Source organism: Bremerella cremea (assembly GCF_003335505.1).
Lineage (GTDB): Bacteria > Planctomycetota > Planctomycetia > Pirellulales > Pirellulaceae > Bremerella > Bremerella cremea_A.
Genome location: NZ_QPEX01000042.1, coordinates 19,807 through 39,782, shown reverse-complemented (window position 1 = coordinate 39,782; position 19,976 = coordinate 19,807). Strand labels below are relative to the sequence as shown.

Sequence of the window (19,976 nt, the reverse complement as noted above, 5' to 3'; positions counted from 1 at the left end):
GCTGAACGGCTCCAGCTATGGCGAACCAGAACCGCTCAGCACCTCGTCCTTCGGACGGAATGCTCCGTCAGAGATGGCGACGACCACGACGGCCATCACCAACGGATGCACCCGAATGCGTTATGAATAAATTTCTTGACGGTAGTTAGTGAGTTCGCGTCGTGCTTTGCTGTAACTCGCCAGCGCTGCATTGTTCCGAGGATTCTTCGCTGCGGCTTTTCGGAGTTTCTCACAACCCAATTCCAAGCTTCGCAATTTCGCGATTTCGGCCGGACGCGGTTCGCGTTTCGTGGGGGTTTTCGCTGCCGGTTGCATCGTCTCAAGCTCGGATTGAGCTTCACGTAGTTGCCGGCGAATCCGGTTGGCGATTGCCAACGAAGCATTGGACCGCCCGTTGGCATGAACGTTTCTTTCGGCTTCCGACAGTTGTTTCTCCAGCTTCGCGATTTCGGCTTTCTTCTGTCCGGCTGGTGATCGGTCCATCAGCGGAGCGTCGAGACTGCCGGCCAATTCTGCAGGGAGTTCCGATTCCAGACCTCGCAAGATCGACTGGCCATCGTGCCAGCCCAAGCTGCCGAAATTCGACGTGATTAAATCGGTAATCTTTCTACCGACGAAGAACGACTTGGCGGTATTCAAATCGACTCCAAGGCGACGGCAACCTTCGGAAAAAAGTGCGTTGCACTTCCGAACATGTTCATCGCTGTAGCCGTCGTCATCGTCTGGTTCAGGGGCGGGATCTGCCGGTTGTTTCCGGCTTTCTCGCAAAGCGTCGAGCAATTTGCGTTCGGCTTCCAGCAACTCAGACGCAACATCTTCGCCGGCCTCAGAACGTTCCTTCAATGCGTCCACTGTGTTCTCAAGTTCTTCAAGAGTCATTATGCAATTCCTTTGCTTTCTGAAGCAATCGATCGAAGTCCCGAATCAGCTGCGTGTGTGCCTGCGGGGGCGGCTCCGTCGCAGCTGGTAAACGCTGCGAGAACCACCACAACAGCAAAGCGCGAGAGGTCTCTGCATTGTCGACCGGAACGTTCTGACGATAGCGAACTTGGTACTCGACAGTCTTTTGGTTGATGCCAGTCCATGCCGCTATCATCGGAAACGGCGCGTCGAGGGTGCTGCGTAAGGCGCGGCACACTCTGGCCATTGTGATATCGACTTTTGACGCGTGCATGGCCGTTAATCTCCCGCCTGCTGCGAGCGCCAAGCGTCACGATCGACTTCCGGAAGCTGGTACCCGCTGGAAATGTGCAAGCTGATCGGATTCGGCGGAAGTGTCGCCGCCAAAGTCGAGGCGTCAGTCTCGAAAATCTTCTCTGCGTCCGACGTTTTCACCGTCAGACGATGCTTCTGGTTGGCAGGTGGCTCGCTGCCAAATGCGATAACGATATCCATCTACGTCTCTCCTTGACCGAAATACCAAGCTGAAAACTCTTCGATCGCTTTCTGATTAACCCGCCATTTTCCGTTCGGCTGCTTTGCAGCTTGCAGCTGACCGGTCTGAACGTACTTACCCAACGTCTGGCGAGTCACACCCACGATCGAGGCAGCATCCGTAAGCGAATGCCACTGCGGCTCGGTCATCGGAATTGGCTGGGAAATAGACTCTTGGCGTGTCATTGCTTTACCGGCATTTGACGTTGTGTAACTGGGTCTATCAGAAGTGTACGCTCCATGTTCATTGACACCCTTGGCCGAGAAATAGCCGACGCCCTCGCGGTCGCAGATGACGACGATCTTTGCAGCCAGAACCTCCCACTAGCTCTTCACATGGCGAAGAAGTTCGCGAGAAAATATCCTCGCATCGACTGCGAAGAGATCATCAGCGAGTGTTTCGTTGCACTTGCCCTGGCAGCGCGAGGGTTCGATCCTGACAACGGCAGGAAGTTCTCAACGTACTTCGGTGTTGTCGCGAGGAACCAAATGCACAAGCTGTTCGCAAAGGAACACAATCACGATGCCGCCATTCCACGTAAGACGATGCTGCAGGTCCTCATCATGCGTAAATGGCGAGAGGAAAATGGTACTTGGCCGACTCTTGAGGAAGTCAACAGCGAGAACCTGTTTAGCAGGCAGGTGCCGGTCGATGAGAAGAGATACCGGCAGGTCATGCAGGCCGTTACTCTGACCGAGCTGGCTACGCCGGCACATGCGATCGAAGAATCCGTCTGGGAGTGCCGGAGGATTGGAGATGAACCGGCAGATGCCGGCGACGAGGAGTACGCGGATGGTTTCTAAATCACCGGTCGAATTCTCAGTGCTTTTGTTCCGCTTCTCTTTCCTCTTCTTTGATTCTCTTCAAAACATCTACTGGCATGTTGTCGTACGTATGCACAGAACGCGTGTACTCATCAATGATTCGCCGAAGCCCTCTGAATCGGCGAAAGTGGCGAAGAGCATCTACCATGCAAACAAAGTAAATGCCTGCTACAGTTCCATCGATAAAGTAATAAAGCTGCAAGTACTTCTGTAGGAATCGCAAGAAAGACGCCAGCAGCACGGCGAGTGTCAGTGAGAGTATCATTCTTAACGTCGTGTAAGTCGCGTCCGTACGAACGTCTATCAGACGAATCGGATTGTCGATCAAGTACAATACGACTGCATCTTCGCGTTTCTTCTCTTCCTCAAGCCGTTCCCGACGCTTGGTCGACCAAGTTGCAACTAAATTGTCGATGAGCGGTTTCGCGTATGCCGCCGCGATGTTCACGAGAAATGCGATAATAACGGTGGAAATCCACCAAGCAGGAGTTGTAATCAGCTTGGCAAGCTCATCCATCTATATTTGTGCCTTAGTAATCGGTATTCCGCCGCTCTTCCGCGTAGACCAGGAGTGACAATCTCCAGAAGACCTTCTTCTACCAGATCGCGCAGCCAATATGCAATCGTACGGTGACTTTGCGGAAAGAATTTTGCAAGTGATCGGCCATCCAAAGGAAAAGCTTCACCTTCCGAATCTGCAGAAATCGAGATGACAACGGCGCGCAGCAATTCCCGGCCTTCACCGGAACAATTTCGGAAGTGCTCGCTCAATGGTTTCTTGCCGTTCGTACCGGCGTAGCCGTACTTTATGTCTCTCCATAGTTCGCGGAAGTCCTTCCAGTTAGCTTCGTAGCTTCTTGTTGTAATCCGATCACGGGCTTTCTCGTACCAACCGTCGAATTCAGATTTGAAATAATCTACTGGCTTGGTCCGAAAGACTTCGTCACTCTTCAAAAAGCAAACGATCTGTTTTAAGCAGCTATGACGTTCTCCTTTTCCGATCGGAACGTAACGGTCAAAGACGTCATGAATGTTCTGCACTGCTTCGGAAGGAGTGTGCTGTAGAGCCGGTGTTTCGAAAAAACCGCTATTTAATTTCACCCTCCCCTCCAAACCTATACCCATTGTGTGCAATTCAGTATCGAGAGAAATCTCGTCTGACTTCTGTACCGTCTGGGTAATATCATTCCGACTGGCGATGTCGCGGAAAGTTTGCGGATTATGCGATTCCCAGGTCCCCCCTGTGATCAATACCGGTGCGTGCCCTCCGGTGTTCCAGGTTCCAGGCAGTCTCAGCAGCCGTGAGACGCGGCTCTGCCCCACATCCATCTGATAGCCTGCTTGGGAAAGTTTTAGAGCGACGGCGTCTTCCCACAGACTTAGCAAGTCTCGGTAGGCATCGCGGTCGTTCTGCGATGCAAACAAGATTGGTTCGTCAAGGAGCCAGTAGGCATGAATGCCGCTTCCGGAGTCGACAACGATCGATGGCGGCAACAGTTCTTCCAGAATCCTGAGAGCCGCTGCACGAGGCGGGTAGGCCGGCTTCTTTGGATAGCAGTCAATGTCCAGCGCAAGGCATGCCACCGATGCCGTTGTTTTCCCTGAGCCTCGTCTCGGTGACTTCACCGGCTGCATCTGGGTAGCGATTTCAAAATAGACCTGCAGATCGAATTCCTGCGATGCGTTTCGCCGTGAACTCTTTGCTAATTTCTCAAGAGTATCCAGCTGCATCTGAAGCAGAATGAGATCCCGTTCCATCGCCAGATCGTAGGACTTGCTACTCCATTCCCGGGGACGGTTTCTCCAGCGAAATGCCAAGACTGCGTGACCGTTAGATGGGAGCACGTGACGGAGGAAATCCGTCACTGTCGGCGCATTTTCGCCGGCGCGTAGACTTATCATGACCATCCTTCTTCGTGCCGTCATCTGCTGCTAACAGGGGCGGCATTTTTCATGCGCTGCCCATGACGGCTAATTTGGTCGCTCAAGCGACCGATTTGAATCTCCTTGTGATGTGGTCGGTTCTTCCGACCGCGACTGACCAAAAGATACTTTCCTTGATCAGTACTAAATAAATATCGGTCAACCGATACCTAGCCGGTCAAAAACCATTCACCGGTTAACCGGTGACAATCGCGGGTTTTATACCTGAGTATGAAATTCCGACTTGAGTCCGTCTGATGGTTGGCGAGTGCCTGGTTCTCCTCGGCGATGGTATTGAGACGCTTCTCGTCGTTTTCGATCTCGGAGTGCTGGCCGGGCTCTACAACGAAACGAAGATCTTCGTTTCGTTGTAACGATTTAAGTATCTTGTCGACGCCTTGCTGCGTAACCCCAACAGCCTCGGCAATCTCCTCCTGGGTGCGGCAGGACATCCAGAGGTTTCGGAAAGAACCCCATTTCGTTCTCTCAAGCAGAACTTCTTGAACGGCGTTGAACGGCAGAAATCCGTTCACAGATCAGTTCAGCTTGAACCGTTCAAAATCCGGCAATCTCTATATTGCCGTAAGTGCTTGCCATTAAAGAGGATGGAAAGTGGAGCTGATGAGGATTGAACTCACGACCTCTGCATTGCGAACTGACCAGCGGGCTTCTCGTATTTCCCGGAAGTTACCGTGATTACACGACTTACGCCGCGATGAACTTTCTCTAATTTACCCCAAAATTAGACCATTTCCAGGTGTTTACTGACAAAAGTCTGACACGATTTCGACCGCTCCGAAACGATGTTTTCGGGTGGTCGTTGTTAGGGCTGACACGTTCTACTAAGTCCAAGCGTTGGGAATCAAGCTGTTGCCTCCTGGTCTCCAGCGTGGTAGGTCAATTTGCGCCTGTTCAAACTCCCCAGTCCGAAGTTCGGCGTGGTCAGTGATGATTACCTGGAAGTTGCCCACATCGTTCAGAATGGCTGTCTGCTGAAATATCCAATTGAACATTCGCTGAACAATATCACGATCTTCACTTTCGCTTTCCGAGTGGATGAATTCAATTTCACCATTCACTGCATCCACTTTATCAGGCGGGTAGAAGACTTGCGTTGGTTGATCAAGAACCAAAAATCGAGGAACAGTCCGATTGTTTGCGATGAAATAGGCATGCAGTGCGAAATGGGCGATCAAGTGGCACCCCAACCAGTTCTTGCCACTTCCCATCCGATAAAGAGGTAATGCGTCCCCATTCCTGTTGACCTCGACCGTCAAATTCTCGAAATCGATTCGAAATGGATGTGGTGCAAACTCAAGACTTAGATCAATTGCACTACGAGTCATCGTTCCTTGAAGTTCGTTCGAAATCCGGATCAACTGATTTCTGATATCCGAGGCTCGAATACCATCCTCCAGTTCCTTTACCCGAGCTTCTGCTTCCACAACTGCACTACTTAGTGAATTTCCCTCTCCCAAGCGATCACGCATTGCATCGAGATACTGAAGTATCTTACCGGCCACGATCGCCTGGCGAACTGTCAAATCGTATGTTGCCGTGACATCATCTCTCTCTAGCTGAAGTCGTCGAATTGTTTGACGAGTACCCGTTATTTGGGCGTCCATGTCGACGATCGAAGAACGCAAATTGTTCTGGTATTCCGTTAAATCTGGACTGTAGAGTTGAAGATTCGTGAGCTGTAGATTTGTTTCGAGCATCTGCTCCAAAACCGATTCTACTTTTGGAAGTGCTTCTGTTTCCTTCGCGATGTCCTGCTCACAAAGTGGACATTTTCGGCCATCTGCTCTTCGTGCTCCATACAGTTCGATGAAGGAAAGCCTGGACGACTGTTCGTTCCATTCAATAGCCGTTGAATCTACAAGACGATTGGCGTTCTCTACGGCGAGGAGTTGAGACTTTAGTTCGTGGCGGCGCTGTTCAAGCTGCATTAACTTTTGCTGAGATTCCGTGATTTGGTCATCGGATGCAATAACTGAATTAATTGCATCCGGAGACCATTTAGTCGCTGAGTCTAGCAATTTCAGAAGTTCTTCTGTTGTCGATGGCGGAGGACTCTGGCCGCTCAAAATACCGACGTGTTTGGCTTCGACTATCAGTGCTGCGGCAGAATCGAATCCGGTTGCTGCGAGAGCTTTGTATTCGTCAAGCCGACGTTGTGCGTAGGCCAGTTCCTTTTTCGCCTGTTTCAATCTCGCTAATCGATCCAGATAATCATCTTCTTGGAGACCGAGCAAATAAGGCAAAGAATCATAAATCGATCTTGCCTTGAAGCTCTCGCCCTGTTGATGGAAAAGTGTTCGCTTGCTTGCGATTTCATCTTGGTATTGAAGACAAAACTTAATAGCGTGACGAATTGTTATGTCATAACCCTTTCGGTCACCAGTTTCGGACTCGGTGACGTTCGGACGCATTCCGAGGAAAAATGAAATCGCATTAATCGCTGACTTTAGATTGTGTGTCGGGGCGAGTTCAGAGCCATCGGGAATTGCTACCGAATTACCTACTCTAATAAGAAATGCTTCCGAGGTTTGGCGACCGGGGTTCGGTGTTCGACGCGCAACGAACATTTCACCATTGTTCTTGGAAATAAGTTTCAACGCATACCACTCAACCGTTTCACGGATCACGCCATCCGGGACTCGGCACTCACCCGCTCCCATGCAATAGTCAATTATTTCAATCAGGGAAGACTTTCCGGTTGCGGAGTCGCCAGCAACTATGCTGACGCCATTAACATTGAACTCCAGTTCTCGTCGTCTATTTTGATAGTCGTAGAGTACGATGTATTTAATCTGCATGGTTACGGGAGAACTCGAAATTGATAGTAGAGAAATGTCGTATCGGGAACACGCGCGAACCAGCGACCTAAGTCTTTTGAAAACTTAAAGCAATGCTGCACTTCATTGGAGGTTGTTTGTTTTAGAAGTCCTTCGAGACCACGAGGACGTCCACGTACATGGATGAGATGCGCCTGCTCGTTTAATTGAAGGATTTGACCCGCGATTGCAAAACGGATCGCTTCTAAGGTGAATGGTCGGCACCCCAGAATTCGGCCAGCTAAACCAACACGAACCTGTGGGTTGTTTTCCAACCACCTCGTTAATGAAGTTTTCGTGGTGGCTGGAAAGGTTCGTCTAGTCTCGGAATGCAAGAGTAGCGGCAATATGAGATGTGATTTCAGCAGAGGCATGCCCTGCTGATCCGATACTGTTTTCTGATACGCTTTTACGGACGTTGCAATCAACGCTCCACAAAAAGCGGGATTGAATAGTGAACGTGTGTCGGAGGGGCGTGAATCCCAAGGGTCTAGCATTGGTTTCTGTGCTATGTGGGAGGAGCGAATATCGACTTCCAGTCCGGATGCCAGCCAAGCTTTGGGTGATCCGCCAGCATATGAAAACGACCTCGAACGACAGACGGTTCACCGCATTTGTGGCGTATTCTCATCGCTTCGAGGTGTGGCGCAGTTACGATCGCCCAACGAAAAACCTGTCGCCCGTTTTCTATTGCCGTACCCGCGCCACCCATGGAGATATCTTGGTGTAGAATTTCGCATTCTTCGATCAGCCTCTTTTCATGCGAAATTGCCTCATCCGGGCGAATCAACAGATGTCGCTGCCAATAGCTCATTAGTTGTTCAGCCTTCAGCCAGTCACGTTGCGCCTGCTTACACTGTTCTAATGTCGCATCGATCGCGTGCATTTGTCTAATAAATGTGCGACCCTCATCAATTTCTATGGGGATTGCAGCGTTCAACATTCCTTCGAAATCCGTGGGCAAATTATCATCTTGGAACTGCAAGGCAATTTCATGTAAGACTTCCTGAAGGGCATCCCAACTAATTTGTGTTGACTTTTTTTCTCTTAAATACGATTCGACAAGCATCTCCCAATGCCGAAACAATACTTGTGCAAACGGCTTGGGTTTATCGGATGGACCGTGCACGTTGAGTCTGCAAATTGCTGCGTCCAATTCATCAAAAGTCATTGCGTTGGTTATGACCGAGATTCTCTCAATCAGGTACTTGCGTTGGTGGTCGGAAAGCGAAAGAAACGCTTGATAGCATCGCCCGAGTGTTTTTTGACCCTTTTTCTTCTCTGCCAAAGCGACCATCTGGGATAAGGCTTTCGCGCGAGACTCGTCGGCATCAGCTGCTTGTAGAAGGCCAACTATGCTTGTTTCATCGGGACTAGGTGAGGTAGATACGAGATCAAACGTTACCTCGGATGTGACATCAATTGTCCCGGCTGAAATAGCTTCGCTCCATATTCGGATCGTCTTCCAGAGCGGCGCGCTAGAATTCGTTAGGACTGTTGCTGTTCGTTTAGTCTGGATAAGTTTGGTTAGTGTGCCTTGGCTGTGAATGTCAATGTCGTCGATGCACTCAATGTCGATGGCAACGTCGGAGTTATTCGAATTGCGCAAAGCGCGTAGCAATTCATAGAGCGCAAAGCGAATTTGGTACTTGAATCCAAGTATTGAATTGTCGGCGGAGTGGTCTTCGGGGAGCAAGGATGGCGTGGTCGTGGCGTTCATTTACCTGCTGAATTGTTTTCCAACTGGGAGCACTCCATTGCTGTTGTAAGGAAAAACATTTAACTTAACTGATGGTTAAGGTTAAGTAAATTGCAGGGGGGTGACTTGACGCCAAATAGGACGGTGTTGACGATGCAAGTCCGTACGGTTTTCGAGAGCGATACCGGATCAGAAAGCCATTTTGGGTGAGATTACACGGTGCATGTAAGGAAAAAGGGCCGCCCCGGCTAGGAGCAGCCTTTCCTTTTTCCATTCACTTCCAAGGCCAGATTGCCCAGGGGAATAGAACCCAATACGAAACCTCTACGTCGTTGCTCTCTTCTGATCGTTTGCGAGATGGTCTGACCATCAGGTAGATCGTAAGAACGACGTTTAGAAAGACGCCAATGATCAGAGTTGAGATTAGGAAGGTCCACATAGACTTTGACTCGAAAAACGCCGAAACTGTCTATCGCAAGTCTAGTTCGCCTCTTCCACTTAGGCAAAACTACCGTTTTCGTCGCGTGGGGCTGCGAGCATGCCCACGAACGTGGTGGAGACCCGTTCAATCTTGTCTTCCCACCCAGGGGTGCCTTGGAACTCGTGGACGAACAGCCCAACCAGTTGCTGAGTCAGTTGGAGCATCTCATCGCGGTGGATGAGTTGCTTTCGGCGTAGCATCGACAGTTCGATTTCGCGACTCAGACGGGTGATGGTTTGGAGCAGGCTGGTTGCCAGGGAGGGACTATCCGAAACCTGCTCTAGCAGGGCCCTGGCGACTGCCATCTCCGATTCGAGGCTCGACACGTCTTGAACCTGGGAGTGCCGTGAGACGGCCTCCTGGAGCCTCTGCGGTAGTTGGTAGTTCATTGGGCCTCTCTCATGATTTCCTCGCGTCGAACCTCATCAATTCGTCGCCATGCGTACTCAACGATGGCGTTGTGAAGCTCCTTGCGTAGTTGTTCTTTGTCGTCGTTCATTGCACGGCATCACGTAACTGGGTCTTCACCTTGCGAGATGTCGGCCAATTGAATCGGCGTGGCGGTTTGCTGGCCTGCCCTGCGATGGGAGGCCGCACGCAATGCCACCCCGGTCGCCATTCGGGAACGCCGAACGGATCGGAGCCGATGGGGACGGCCCACACTCGACAGTTGCCGGGGCAATGGCCGGGCGCGCTCACGCCATAAGCGACGATCCGCAAACGGTGATGATTGAGATAGTCAGGGGTGACCTCGACCTTAGGTCTCCCCATTACCGATTCGAGAAGCCACCGGGCTTTTCTGAACTCTGGCGATAGCCACGTGATGCCGATTTCCTTTGAGGTCGTGTAGTCGAGTTGACGACCCTTCGCCGGGGTTGGATCAGGGCCAGCTTCGATAAGATTATGGGCCACCCAGTAGTCGCGAAAGACGTTGTGCCAGTGTTGCGACGATTCGACCACGTCCAAGCCGGGCACCGTCTTTTCACGGTGGCGGCTTGGGTGTAGCGAATGCAGCCGAATGTTGAGCACGGGGCGGACGGATTCGGGTGGGGCATCCTGGGAAAGGCCTTCAACATCGCCCATCACGTCACGGTAGAAAACGCGAACGATCTTTGGCCGATCCAGGCCTATGTAACTCTCTCCAAGCGGTTGCCAGTGCGTTATCACACTCTCGAAGCTCTTCGTGAAGGCGACGACCTGACAGCCTGGGAACATCGTTTGAGATGGTTCAACGGCCTCATCGAGAAAACGCTCACGGCACCACACCCAATGCCGCGCGGGTTCGTGGAGCCAAACCGTTTCGGCTTCCTTCGTGAGGTCCATTAGGTCACCTCTGGGAGTTGGGACTTGCGTTGCTCGGCTTCCAGTGCTCGCGTCTGTTGCCTTGCCTGTTCAGCCTGTAGGCGTTCCGATTCGATGCGGGCATCGGTGGCGGCCTTGTTTGCAGCCGTGGCTTCCTGTTCTTCAATCACCCGGAGGCAGTCGAAATAGTGTCGACCGAATGACTCCGCACTGGGGAACTGGTGGCGCATCTCATAGAGGCTGTTGAGTTCATTCAGTTGATCTTCCGTAAGGGTTGGGTAGATCACGCTGCCACTTCTGCGAACAACTTCTAGGCTATCGACAGCGAGCTTAGCGGTGGGACTTGCGTCGAACTCTTGCTGCCATTTCGCGTCCTCCTGTTCGCCTTCCCACTTGGCTTGCTCAGCTTCCAGCATGCCGATACGTCGGCGAATGCCTGCGCGTTCACCCTTGTTGAGAGCGGAGAGCAGCGAGCTTTTCAGGAGCTTGAGTTGGTTGGCGAACGGGCTTTGCGGTTCCGTGGCTTCGGCCTTCGCATCTTCAGCTGCAAGCTTCGCGTGACGCTTAGCAAGCTCAACGGATTGGCGGTATGCGTCTCGCTCATCGGATGTCTTGAGGCGTCCGTCAGGATGGAACCATCGTGGATCGGGTGTAGTCATTAGTGGCTCTCCCATTGTTCGGATGCCGTGTTGAGCAATTGGGCAACCCTTGCAACAGCACAAGGGGCAATGTTGCGGTCGCGAAGATCGGACACAACGGCCTTGAAGGGGTTGCCGGTGCCGGTCACGTTGAGATGGCCCCCTAGTTGGAGCACGCTGAGAAGCCAAGCGTTCTCACCGTGGGCGGAGAATGGTTCGATCATCATGTGATCGATGACAGTGCGATAGATATTCAATTGATTTTCCTTTGTTGGGGAGTGAAGAGTTGCGGACAATTACGCCGTAGCTGACTCACGACAGAATGTGCTTCGGGGTCCGACTGACAATGGCGGAGGAAGCTCAGCACGACGCAACGATTGGCAACGTCTGGGTAGTCGCGAAGCACTCGTGCTGCTTGCGCATGGGTCAAGAAGTTTTGGTCCATTGGGACCTCCTGAGGGGAGAAAGAAGGGGCGAGCGGCACCACCGGTTACCGCTCGCCCTAACGACAGCCATATTTCGCCCGGCTGCCGCGCTCATAAAATTCCCGACGCTTAGAATCGCCGGGGTGGCACCATCCGTCACCGGTGCCAGGTTGTAAGATGCCAGGGGAAGGCCTGGGCGTTGCCTTGCCGCTGGCTACCTCCCGCTGCCTCTCTCACTGGCGGGAGTACGGTCTTATATCGTTCGGCGAAGCGTCAGGCGTTGGGCATGATTGCCGTGTTTGTGAATCTCAAAATCGATGAAGTGGGCCCCCAAAAAGTCAGAGTTGGACGCAAGGCCCGACTTGATCTTTCGCATGGTACGGGGCAGTTCGTGCGTAAGATGCTTCTCGATCATTTCTTTTTCGAAGTCGTTCGCGGTGCCGGTCCACTCGTCGTTGTCTTCAAGTAGATACGGAATGGCCGTGACCCACTCCGGGCGGTTGATATCGATCAGCCTTTGGCGTGTCGGCGTGTCAATAATGGGTAAGGCAAGTCGCCCGTTTTGTTTAGGGAGTGTAGCATTTGCCAGGGCGTAGGCGAACTTGGGCCCCTCCTGCTTGAGGTGTTTCATTAGTTGCTGTTTTGGAACGTCTTGTTGTGGCCGTGGCACGTAGATGGGTTGAATTCGCGTCGAAGATGCGAACATCGGGCAAGCGTGACTTTCATTGGCGCACTGAATCCAGTGCGTCATGTTGTCCACCATATAAGAGTCGGTTCGCATTTTGCGAATCGAGATACGCCTTGCGGTGACGAGTTCTTTTATCTTGTTGTACGCGCCACGCACACGTGCAACGTCCGTCTCCTCGACGACGCAAAGCAGGGCGTCGGCAACCTCACCGTTGAAGTCGGACTGACTAGTAAGTGCCCGGTCCGCTTTCACGACACCACGATTGACCAGCAACTCGAATCCCTCGTGGAGCGTGCTCTTACCGGAGTTTTCAGGTCCGGAGAGGAACAGGTAGGGTGTTGGCTCAAATGGTTGCTGGACGATTGACGCCAGGAGGAAAAACACGTAGTTACAACCGTTTTCAAATCCGTGTTCTCGACAATGTGGTTCCAGGTCCGCTCCGATGTGGGAGAGTACAGCATGCCAGTACTCACATTCGGCCTTCCAGTCTTCGCATCGCTCTAGGTCAAACGCCCAATTGATGGCGTTAAGGTTCCATTTTCTCCCCCCAGGGTACTCAGGGCCGAAAGGTTGGCAGACGGCCTCCCAAGGGCGAGTTATGAGCCCACCATAAAGCGATTCTGCATCCGTTCGACGGCAGTGTAGTGCGTGCATAAGGACTCGGGTGGCGTTGCCGGTAGTTTGGTATGACCAGTGATCACCCGAGGGCCGTGTTGTTTTGACCATGGGTACCGACTTCTCACCGAACTCCACGACTCGAACAATGTCTTCGAGCGTGCTGGTACTAATTGTAAGAGGTGGCTGATACGGTACGGGACAGACAAACTTCTCCCAATGCTTTTCGGGGTGGGGTGATGACCACGCAAGTTTTCCATCGTCTTCATGGCGACGGCAACGAACAAAGATGCGGTGCTTGCACTCGAAGAGTTCGAGCTTTCGAGAGCGAAGGACAGCTTCGATGTCAAAAGAGTAACCGAGGCGTCGAATCGTAGATTCAATCGCTTCGACATCCCCCTGGTATGCGTTTCCAGTTGACGTTTGCTTTAGTCGCTCGACAATTGAGGCACAATGAAGGTCGACGGAGACCGGCGCGAAGAATCGTTCTTGCGATCGACGCCAACAATCACCTGGGTAGGCAATGCAATAGATGCGTCCGTCTTCCACGCTGACAGGGGTATCGAGCGAAATGTCTTCTGTGACTTCAATGTGGGAGAATTTCTGGACCACTTCGCCCAGGGTTTGAGGTGGGTTTTTCATGGGTCAGTTCGTTGTCGGTTGGCTGAAAGAATAAACAAGGCTCCGCGCGGGAACCGACTTAACCGCGCGAAGCCCAGAGCGGGGGATCAGTCCCGATCATGTTTTAGGTTTGTTGCAGGCGTAGACGACCGTCTTCGGTGACAGTCCAAGCGTTAGGCGGCTGGCTAGAGATACCGCCAATGGAAAGAACCTTGTCAGAGTCGCGTCCGACAGGTAGATGGCGTGAGACCTCGTCAGCAAACTTCCAGCGAGGGCAAAGTCTTCGCTCTCGTTCCGGCAGCGTCGCAAGGTACGCGAGATGGGCGTCTTTGATTTTGACTTGCCCGATTGGGTTGGGGTGGTAGCAGGCTGCTAAGAATTCGATGATCGTCACGGAATGACCTCGTTGGTTGGGGAGACATCTTGGAGCCGTGACGGACGCTCCGGAGGATGTCGGAAATGGCTTTCTCTACCCTTACTATCCGCCAAAATCCAAGGTCCGTTCAGGATCAGAAGTTTATTTATCAGTAGGAGGGATTGGAAAACGAAACCCTCACTCGCAAGTGGTTGAAGGCTCACCGGTTGCGTTCTTGATGAGGGTTTGAGGGTTTTGAAAGCACTCTTCGCCAAGATATGTTCTCTTAAGTTAGATAGAAGATTTGAAACTGAACTCTCTTCTAAACCCCCAAACCCTCTTTAAATATCTAAAGCTTTTGCAGAGCCTGACTTGCGAGTGAGGGTTTGGATTTTCAATCCCCCGGAACCATTACTTCGCCTGAATCGCCCCACACCAACGCCTTGCGCGGTTAGATGTCGTTGGGGTGTGGTGGCGCACCACGCCAGATGCAGCCCTGGTTATCCACACGACCGTCTCGAAGCCTTCGGCCGATAGTTCCCCTCCCGATGCCGGTTTCTTTCTCGGCTGACTTGATCGAGACGAATTGAATCTTGCTGCCGTCCGGTGAGACTCGTTCAACCGCTCTGCCTCGCTTGCCTGCAACGTGAACCACAATCGCTTGAGCGTCCAACCACGGCAGGCCACTTAGCAAAATTTGGGCACCTTCTGGAACAGCCTCGGAACGCCCCCAGGCGAGTCCCTGACGGCCCACGTAGAGACAATGGTCGCCAGTGCGTTTAGCCTGCCAGAGTCTTGCATCTCGCCTCTTGGCGGCCTTCTGCGCGAGTAGGCGTTCGCGGTTCTTTCGTCGGTACTCGCGAAAGTATTCTGTTCGTTTTCGCTTCTTGGCCATGGAGTGTTTCATTTAGGGTCTCTTGTGAAATTCGGCCCTAAGTCCTTAGGAATAGTGTCAGAAAGTAGCTTGCTAGCCGTGGTGTCTAGGGTATACTCAAAGTGAAACACCTTCACTGAGAGGCACGCACCATGAAGACGGCTGTTTACGTTCGGGTGTCGACAGTCGGACAGAACGAAGCTGGCCAAAGTCGTGAGATTCAGCGATGGCTAAAAGGAAACGGAATCACCGATGTCGAGTGGTATACCGACAAGCAGACCGGTGATAACCTGGACCGTCCAGGCTTTGAGAAGCTTCAAGCCGACATCTTCGCGGGGCGTATCGGGTCCGTGGTCGTTTGGCGTCTTGATCGTCTTTCACGCAAGCTTAGAGACGGCCTGGACGTGCTCTGTCAATGGACGGACAAAGGTATTAGGGTCGTCAGCGTGACCCAGCAAATCGACCTTACAGGCACCGTGGGTAAGATGATGGCGGCCGTGCTGCTTGGCGTGGCTGAGATGGAGCAAGAGACACGCAGAGAGCGTCAGGCGGCTGGTATCGAGGCAGCCAAGCAGAAAGGCGTCTACAAAGGTCGGAAGCCAGGGGCAACGAAGGCAAGCCCTGCCAAGGTTGCAGAGCTTCGCGGCCGTGGATGGTCCGATGCCGAGATTGCTCAGCATCTCGAAGTCAGCCGTCAAACCGTGTGGCGATACGGGAAGCGGGCGGGCTGAACAATCGATAGGGGAGGGTCAAAACCTACCACCCGTACAACCGGCCCAACCAGCACAATACGCAGCCCTTTCGGCTATGGTTGTGCTGGTCGGAACTAGGACACCGCGTTAGCGTCCTAGGTTGCGTTCTGCCGGTGGCGTTGCGGTCCCAGACTTTGTCTAGGCGATTGCCTCTTTCACGTAATCTAGTCGGTATGTCTGGCATTGGCAAACGCATGGCGTTGGGTATGTATCTATCTAGACACTAGCTACATGCTATCGGCATATATCTTTTCTCGCGTGAAACGGCATTTTGCCGTGACCGGGTCACCGGAAAAAACTTTTCTGGGGATGGGTTACCAAGGCGGGTTGGCGGCCGTATTACGGGCGACAAGGGGGCCCAGGTCAATCCTAGGAATTCTGGGAATCGACTTACCAAGCGGCGATTGCCAACGTATTACGCCCGTCAAACAGGGCAAAAAAGGCTTTGCCATGAATCAACTCACTCACTTGGAGACACTCGAATGTCAGTTCGCACTGTTGATGCTGAATGCACCCAGGAATCAATCCACGTCGCAGAATGGTACCTGCGGAATTGTGACCACCTGGATTCACTACTAAACATTGGGTGGGAATACGCCCAGCGAAGTTTTGACCTTGAATTTGGAGACGAGTTCATTGAGGAAGTTGTTGAAGATATTGTCTCGGGATTACGAAAGGATGACAGCATTGAATCGGCAGTCGTTGGACAAACTGCGATCCTCTTAGCGGAGGAACTTGACCTGATATTGACCGTCGACTTCACAAGTTCGGCCCTGAATGATGGAATGGGAATCGAATTCATTGAGGACGTAAGCGAACATGGATACCCGTTTGACCAACAAGATTTTCGGCTCAGTAACGTGGATTTCGTTGACGTGGCCCGTGTCATCCTTGCACAGAAGACTTTTGAAATCACAGGCAGTTAGAGCCAAGTGAGAGGCGGCCCCGGTCGTGTCGTCTGGGACCGGGGCTGCTTTCGGAAAATCGACTTGCCAAACGCATCTCCCGAATACAGAGGATGCAGCCCCGGTCAACTCTCCAGGTGGCCGGGGCTGCCCGGTGGTGGTGGAATCAACTAAACAAGGAACGAACATGCTAGAAGCTGAAACAATCAAAGAAATCGACGCCATACTTGCTAAGTACAAAGCCGAACACGACGCGCGTAATTTCGACTATGTCGCGGATGACCTGGGAAACCTCTCCCAGGTCGATCGGCAAGAATCCAACTGGAATCAACACTGCTACAAAGATCACTGGTACGAACAATTAACCGGTGAACAGTGCGGGATAGATGGCCGAATCAACCTAACCTTTGGAGATATGCTCGCAGGTGAGTTTGCCGACCTCATCGACCACGAAACCTTCCTGGACATCCAGGGGGAAAATCTGATTCAGGGTCGCGTCACTGACGACGAATGGAATGAACGCATTGCCGAAGCCGGTGAAGACGCCCAGCGTGAAGTCTGGGAACTGGTCAACCAGCGTGAAGCGGAAAAGGTGTAGACGATGAAACAATGGATCAAGCAGCAACTAGCAGAACTCGACGACCTGAATGAGTTCAACGAAACAACGGCCGATGACTTGCGGTCCGTCATCTGTGAGGCAGAACGTGGCGGCAATGGAAGGCTTGCCCGATGCGGTAAGGGCATGCCAGATTCCCACAGACGGCGTCTCACCTGCATTTGTCCGGAACACGCTCTACGTGTGCTTGGCATACATTCAGTCAGGGCAGGCGAAGTCCGTGTCCACGTGTGGGCCGCTCACCGTGAAGCAAGCGGCTGCATATCTCAATGTCAGCCCGAAGACAATTTATGCCGCCTGCGAATCAAAAGCCCTTCGCCATTTGAGAATCGGCGAAGGGCGGGGCACGATCAGAATCAACAAGGCTGACCTTGAAGACTTCAAGCGGCAGGGTCAATCCGTTGTTGCAAAGGACTACCTGTCTTAATGACCTTCTTCATGTGCTCGGCGTTTGCCTGGACATGCCCATAGCGCTGTTCAACCATGCGACTATCGACGTGCCCCATGAGGGCCGCAACGAGTGGAATCTCAATTCCTTCCATGATCTTCCAAACCGCGAATGAGTGGCGAAGGGTATAGGCGACAAGTTCGGGCATGCTGAGTTTCACCTTCAAGCGACGGAACCGACAATTCACATTGTCCTTGTTCCAGGCGAGGCCGTTTCGGTTGAGTAGGATAGGGCCGTGCGCAGGTAGGTTGCGTTCCACGATTTCTTTGGCCACTTCGTCTAGGTAGATGAATCGTGTCCGCTTCTTGCCCTTCGCCTCCTTCTTTGGGAAGACAATTCGGTCATTTTCAGGTTGGTAGTGTCTTGGTTCCATGAGTCGTATCTCTTGCGGTCGTGCCCCGGTATGGAGTCCGAAGACGACATAATCCCGGAACAAGTCATCAGAAAGAGCGTCGACCAGCAGTGGCCATTCCTCAGGCTGCAAGTAGAACTCTCGCACCTGCCTGCTAGGTTTTTCCATCTTGGCTAAAGGGTTCGGCAAGCGGCAATGATTGATTGCCGCGATGACGTGACCAATTGCATCACTGGCGTAGGTGGTGCTGTTGTCTTTGTAATCATGCTTCACCCACGCATCCATATGTTCCGGGGTGAGTTCGGCAACACGTTGAAACTTGCCAAGAAACTTTGCGGCACGTTTAAGATGTCGCTGCGCCAAAGAGAACGTAGCTGGCGCGCGTTTCGCTTCGCAGAATGCCAAGTATCTATTGAACACATCATGACAAGTGAGGTCCGCATTCTGCGTGCCCACTTTCGTCATGGTGTTGTACTTGTCCCAGGCCTCATCTTCATCAGGTCCGAGATTGATCTGTTTGCCGTGTATCTGGACTTTCCAGTTACCAGATTGTTTGTGGAGCCACGGCCGTGGTTTCCGCTTTGCCATTGAGAGTACCTCCAAAAAGTGCGAGGTAACTCCGGGCGTACTGACAAATCTCTAATATCAATGTCAGAGTTTTCAAAAAGCGGTCGCTAGACAATATTCGCATCTCTTTGCAAATAAGCGAGTTAGAGAAAGTGGAGCTGATGAGGATTGAACTCACGACCTCTGCATTGCGAACGTGGGCGAGAATTTGTCATAACTCCTTTCCCTACAATTACCTTGGTTTGCACCGATCGAAAAAGGGCAGACTTAAGGGCAGAGAAACCAGGTTACGCTGTGGCTTTCGACTCCAATTGAGGTGAAAGCCATGTCCCAAAACCGTGAACCGAAACCGTTCTTCCGTAAATCAAAAAACGCCTGGTATCTTCAACTGGGCACCAGGCAGATTAGTCTCGGGCGAGATAAGAAAGAAGCCTGGACGCGGTACCATAAGATCATGGCGGATAATCAACCGCTTCGCGAGACCGCCACAATTGAAATGCTCTTCGAGCGGTTCCTGGATTGGGTTCAGGAGAACCGCAAGCCTGGGACCTACGACAAGAATCAAAGGCATCTATCGAGCTTTGCCAAGTTCATCGGCAAACGCACCAAGATCTCGGCCGTTCGAGGTTCTGATCTATCCGAGTGGGTGGAACAGGAAAAAACATGGAACTCGACCAGCCGCAATGACGCCATTACGTCGGTCATACGTTGTTTCAATTGGGCCGTTGGTAAGAATTTCCTAGCCGTGAATCCCGTCTCGCAGGTGCCCAACAAGCCACGTAGGCTTCGTCGCGAAACGGTTCTTTCGACGGATGAATGGCAAGGGATGCTGGCTCATGTGAAAGACGAGCCGTTTAAGGACTACCTTACGCTGCTCTGGGAAACTGGCTGCCGACCACTGGAAGCCCGGCGAGCCGAAGCTCGGCATCTCGATCTAGAGGCAGGTTTGATCGTCTTTCCCCCTTCGGAAGCCAAGGGAGAGCGGCACGAGCGTGTCATCTACCTGACACCGAAAGCCCTGGAGATTTGCCGCCGCTGGGCAAAACGTTTCCCCGAGGGGCCGATCATGCGGAATACGAACGGTAGGCCCTGGACCAAAGACGCGATCAATTGCCGCTTCACGCGTCTCAAGAAGAAACTTGGCAAACGGGTCTTCGCGTACGCCATCCGTCACAGCTATGCCACTCAAGGACTGATCGATGGCGTAGACTCCGTGACCCTTTCGCTGCTTATGGGGCATGCAGACGTTAGCACCCTTGCTAAGAACTACGCCCACCTCTCGAAGAATCAGCAGTTCCTCAAGAAGCAGGCGGAGCGAGTTCGGAAAACGGCCTAGAGAAGGTGTTTGCGAGGCGTTCGCTGGAGCGATTCCAACTTGGTTGGTGTCTGCCGCTTCAGCGATCGCTTTACTTCCTCGACATCAAATCGTAGTGTCCCACGACCGCAGCCGATGCGATAGCACGGAATGCGATCTTCTTCGACCATCGCGTAGACTGTTTTGGAACTCACGCCCAGAACGTTTGCCAATTCTTTCACACTGACCATACCGTTACTCCACTCACATCCAAGGACTCAATTGTCGTCACCCAGGGATAAGACGAGGGAGTCGCCCTGATTCG

General features: G+C 52.4%; 25 protein-coding genes. 6 read left to right on the top strand and 19 right to left on the bottom strand.

Annotation, left to right across the window (positions count from 1 at the left end; translation table 11 throughout):
• Positions 1–120: 120 nt before the first annotated feature.
• Genes DTL42_RS19450 through DTL42_RS19435 form a run of 4 tightly spaced genes read right to left on the bottom strand, consistent with a single transcriptional unit; the run spans position 121 to position 1,620 of the window.
• On the bottom strand, positions 121–879 hold the full coding sequence (locus DTL42_RS19450; RefSeq protein ID WP_114371119.1) for a hypothetical protein: 759 nt from the start codon (positions 877–879) through the stop codon (positions 121–123).
• Positions 869–1,174 carry a hypothetical protein gene (locus DTL42_RS19445; protein ID WP_114371117.1) on the bottom strand — a complete coding sequence of 102 codons (306 nt, stop codon included), beginning with the start codon at positions 1,172–1,174 and terminating at the stop codon, positions 869–871. Before DTL42_RS19445 ends, DTL42_RS19450 begins: the two co-directional genes overlap by 11 nt.
• Positions 1,175–1,179: 5 nt before the next feature.
• Positions 1,180–1,395 (bottom strand): hypothetical protein, encoded by a 216-nt coding sequence (locus DTL42_RS19440; protein WP_114371115.1) that lies wholly within the window; start codon positions 1,393–1,395, stop codon positions 1,180–1,182.
• Positions 1,396–1,620 carry a helix-turn-helix domain-containing protein gene (locus DTL42_RS19435; RefSeq protein WP_114371113.1) on the bottom strand — a complete coding sequence of 75 codons (225 nt, stop codon included), beginning with the start codon at positions 1,618–1,620 and terminating at the stop codon, positions 1,396–1,398.
• A 54-nt stretch (positions 1,621–1,674) separates the two neighbouring features.
• Here DTL42_RS19435 and DTL42_RS19430 point away from each other — a divergent pair, with 54 nt between their 5' ends.
• Positions 1,675–2,238: a sigma factor gene (locus DTL42_RS19430; RefSeq protein ID WP_114371111.1), complete on the top strand. Its 564-nt coding sequence runs from the start codon at positions 1,675–1,677 to the stop codon at positions 2,236–2,238.
• A 16-nt stretch (positions 2,239–2,254) separates the two neighbouring features.
• Here DTL42_RS19430 and DTL42_RS19425 read toward each other — a convergent pair whose 3' ends face one another.
• From DTL42_RS19425 to DTL42_RS19360, 13 genes are all read right to left on the bottom strand, one after another.
• A complete protein-coding gene (locus tag DTL42_RS19425; RefSeq protein ID WP_114371109.1) occupies positions 2,255–2,776 on the bottom strand; it encodes a hypothetical protein in 522 nt (173 codons plus the stop codon).
• On the bottom strand, positions 2,755–4,161 hold the full coding sequence (locus tag DTL42_RS19420) for a hypothetical protein (RefSeq protein ID WP_147274358.1): 1,407 nt from the start codon (positions 4,159–4,161) through the stop codon (positions 2,755–2,757). The genes DTL42_RS19425 and DTL42_RS19420 overlap by 22 nt, the downstream gene beginning before the upstream one ends.
• A 191-nt stretch (positions 4,162–4,352) precedes the next feature.
• Complete coding sequence (locus DTL42_RS19415) at positions 4,353–4,715, bottom strand: hypothetical protein (RefSeq protein ID WP_147274357.1); 363 nt, start codon at positions 4,713–4,715, stop codon at positions 4,353–4,355.
• A 309-nt stretch (positions 4,716–5,024) separates the two neighbouring features.
• A complete protein-coding gene (locus tag DTL42_RS19410) occupies positions 5,025–7,001 on the bottom strand; it encodes a DUF3732 domain-containing protein (RefSeq protein WP_114371103.1) in 1,977 nt (658 codons plus the stop codon).
• A 2-nt stretch (positions 7,002–7,003) separates the two neighbouring features.
• Complete coding sequence (locus DTL42_RS27230; protein ID WP_425305529.1) at positions 7,004–7,516, bottom strand: three component ABC system middle component; 513 nt, start codon at positions 7,514–7,516, stop codon at positions 7,004–7,006.
• Positions 7,517–7,527: 11 nt separating this feature from the next.
• The gene (locus tag DTL42_RS19400) at positions 7,528–8,739 is read right to left on the bottom strand and encodes an ABC-three component system protein (protein WP_114371098.1); all 1,212 of its coding nucleotides are present in this window, start codon (positions 8,737–8,739) and stop codon (positions 7,528–7,530) included.
• Between the two features lie 477 nt (positions 8,740–9,216).
• Positions 9,217–9,525, bottom strand: coding sequence for a hypothetical protein (locus DTL42_RS19395; protein ID WP_147274356.1), 309 nt, complete (start codon positions 9,523–9,525; stop codon positions 9,217–9,219).
• Positions 9,526–9,694: 169 nt separating this feature from the next.
• A complete protein-coding gene (locus DTL42_RS19390) occupies positions 9,695–10,522 on the bottom strand; it encodes a hypothetical protein (RefSeq protein WP_114371094.1) in 828 nt (275 codons plus the stop codon).
• On the bottom strand, positions 10,522–11,160 hold the full coding sequence (locus tag DTL42_RS19385; RefSeq protein WP_114371092.1) for a hypothetical protein: 639 nt from the start codon (positions 11,158–11,160) through the stop codon (positions 10,522–10,524). Before DTL42_RS19385 ends, DTL42_RS19390 begins: the two co-directional genes overlap by 1 nt.
• A complete protein-coding gene (locus DTL42_RS19380; RefSeq protein ID WP_114371090.1) occupies positions 11,160–11,396 on the bottom strand; it encodes a hypothetical protein in 237 nt (78 codons plus the stop codon). Before DTL42_RS19380 ends, DTL42_RS19385 begins: the two co-directional genes overlap by 1 nt.
• A 421-nt stretch (positions 11,397–11,817) precedes the next feature.
• Positions 11,818–13,509: a primase-helicase family protein gene (locus DTL42_RS19370; RefSeq protein ID WP_114371086.1), complete on the bottom strand. Its 1,692-nt coding sequence runs from the start codon at positions 13,507–13,509 to the stop codon at positions 11,818–11,820.
• 103 nt (positions 13,510–13,612) lie between these two features.
• Positions 13,613–13,882: a hypothetical protein gene (locus tag DTL42_RS19365; RefSeq protein WP_114371084.1), complete on the bottom strand. Its 270-nt coding sequence runs from the start codon at positions 13,880–13,882 to the stop codon at positions 13,613–13,615.
• A gap of 412 nt (positions 13,883–14,294) precedes the next feature.
• Positions 14,295–14,750 carry a hypothetical protein gene (locus DTL42_RS19360; protein WP_147274355.1) on the bottom strand — a complete coding sequence of 152 codons (456 nt, stop codon included), beginning with the start codon at positions 14,748–14,750 and terminating at the stop codon, positions 14,295–14,297.
• A 119-nt stretch (positions 14,751–14,869) separates the two neighbouring features.
• Here DTL42_RS19360 and DTL42_RS19355 point away from each other — a divergent pair, with 119 nt between their 5' ends.
• From DTL42_RS19355 to DTL42_RS27225, 4 genes are all read left to right on the top strand, one after another.
• A complete protein-coding gene (locus tag DTL42_RS19355; RefSeq protein ID WP_114371080.1) occupies positions 14,870–15,448 on the top strand; it encodes a recombinase family protein in 579 nt (192 codons plus the stop codon).
• Between the two features lie 503 nt (positions 15,449–15,951).
• The gene (locus tag DTL42_RS19350) at positions 15,952–16,395 is read left to right on the top strand and encodes a hypothetical protein (protein ID WP_114371078.1); all 444 of its coding nucleotides are present in this window, start codon (positions 15,952–15,954) and stop codon (positions 16,393–16,395) included.
• 166 nt (positions 16,396–16,561) lie between these two features.
• Positions 16,562–16,972: a hypothetical protein gene (locus DTL42_RS19345; RefSeq protein ID WP_114371076.1), complete on the top strand. Its 411-nt coding sequence runs from the start codon at positions 16,562–16,564 to the stop codon at positions 16,970–16,972.
• 49 nt (positions 16,973–17,021) lie between these two features.
• The gene (locus DTL42_RS27225; protein WP_114371074.1) at positions 17,022–17,417 is read left to right on the top strand and encodes a helix-turn-helix domain-containing protein; all 396 of its coding nucleotides are present in this window, start codon (positions 17,022–17,024) and stop codon (positions 17,415–17,417) included.
• Here DTL42_RS27225 and DTL42_RS19335 read toward each other — a convergent pair.
• The gene (locus DTL42_RS19335; protein ID WP_114371072.1) at positions 17,371–18,378 is read right to left on the bottom strand and encodes a tyrosine-type recombinase/integrase; all 1,008 of its coding nucleotides are present in this window, start codon (positions 18,376–18,378) and stop codon (positions 17,371–17,373) included. The two genes, DTL42_RS27225 and DTL42_RS19335, sit on opposite strands and share 47 nt — an antisense overlap.
• Before the next feature lie 304 nt (positions 18,379–18,682).
• Between DTL42_RS19335 and DTL42_RS19330 the strand changes: the two genes are divergently transcribed.
• Positions 18,683–19,693: a tyrosine-type recombinase/integrase gene (locus DTL42_RS19330; RefSeq protein ID WP_114371070.1), complete on the top strand. Its 1,011-nt coding sequence runs from the start codon at positions 18,683–18,685 to the stop codon at positions 19,691–19,693.
• On the opposite strand, the gene DTL42_RS19325 is transcribed toward DTL42_RS19330, so the two are convergent.
• The gene (locus DTL42_RS19325) at positions 19,690–19,902 is read right to left on the bottom strand and encodes a helix-turn-helix domain-containing protein (protein ID WP_114371068.1); all 213 of its coding nucleotides are present in this window, start codon (positions 19,900–19,902) and stop codon (positions 19,690–19,692) included. The two genes, DTL42_RS19330 and DTL42_RS19325, sit on opposite strands and share 4 nt — an antisense overlap.
• Positions 19,903–19,976 lie beyond the last annotated feature (74 nt).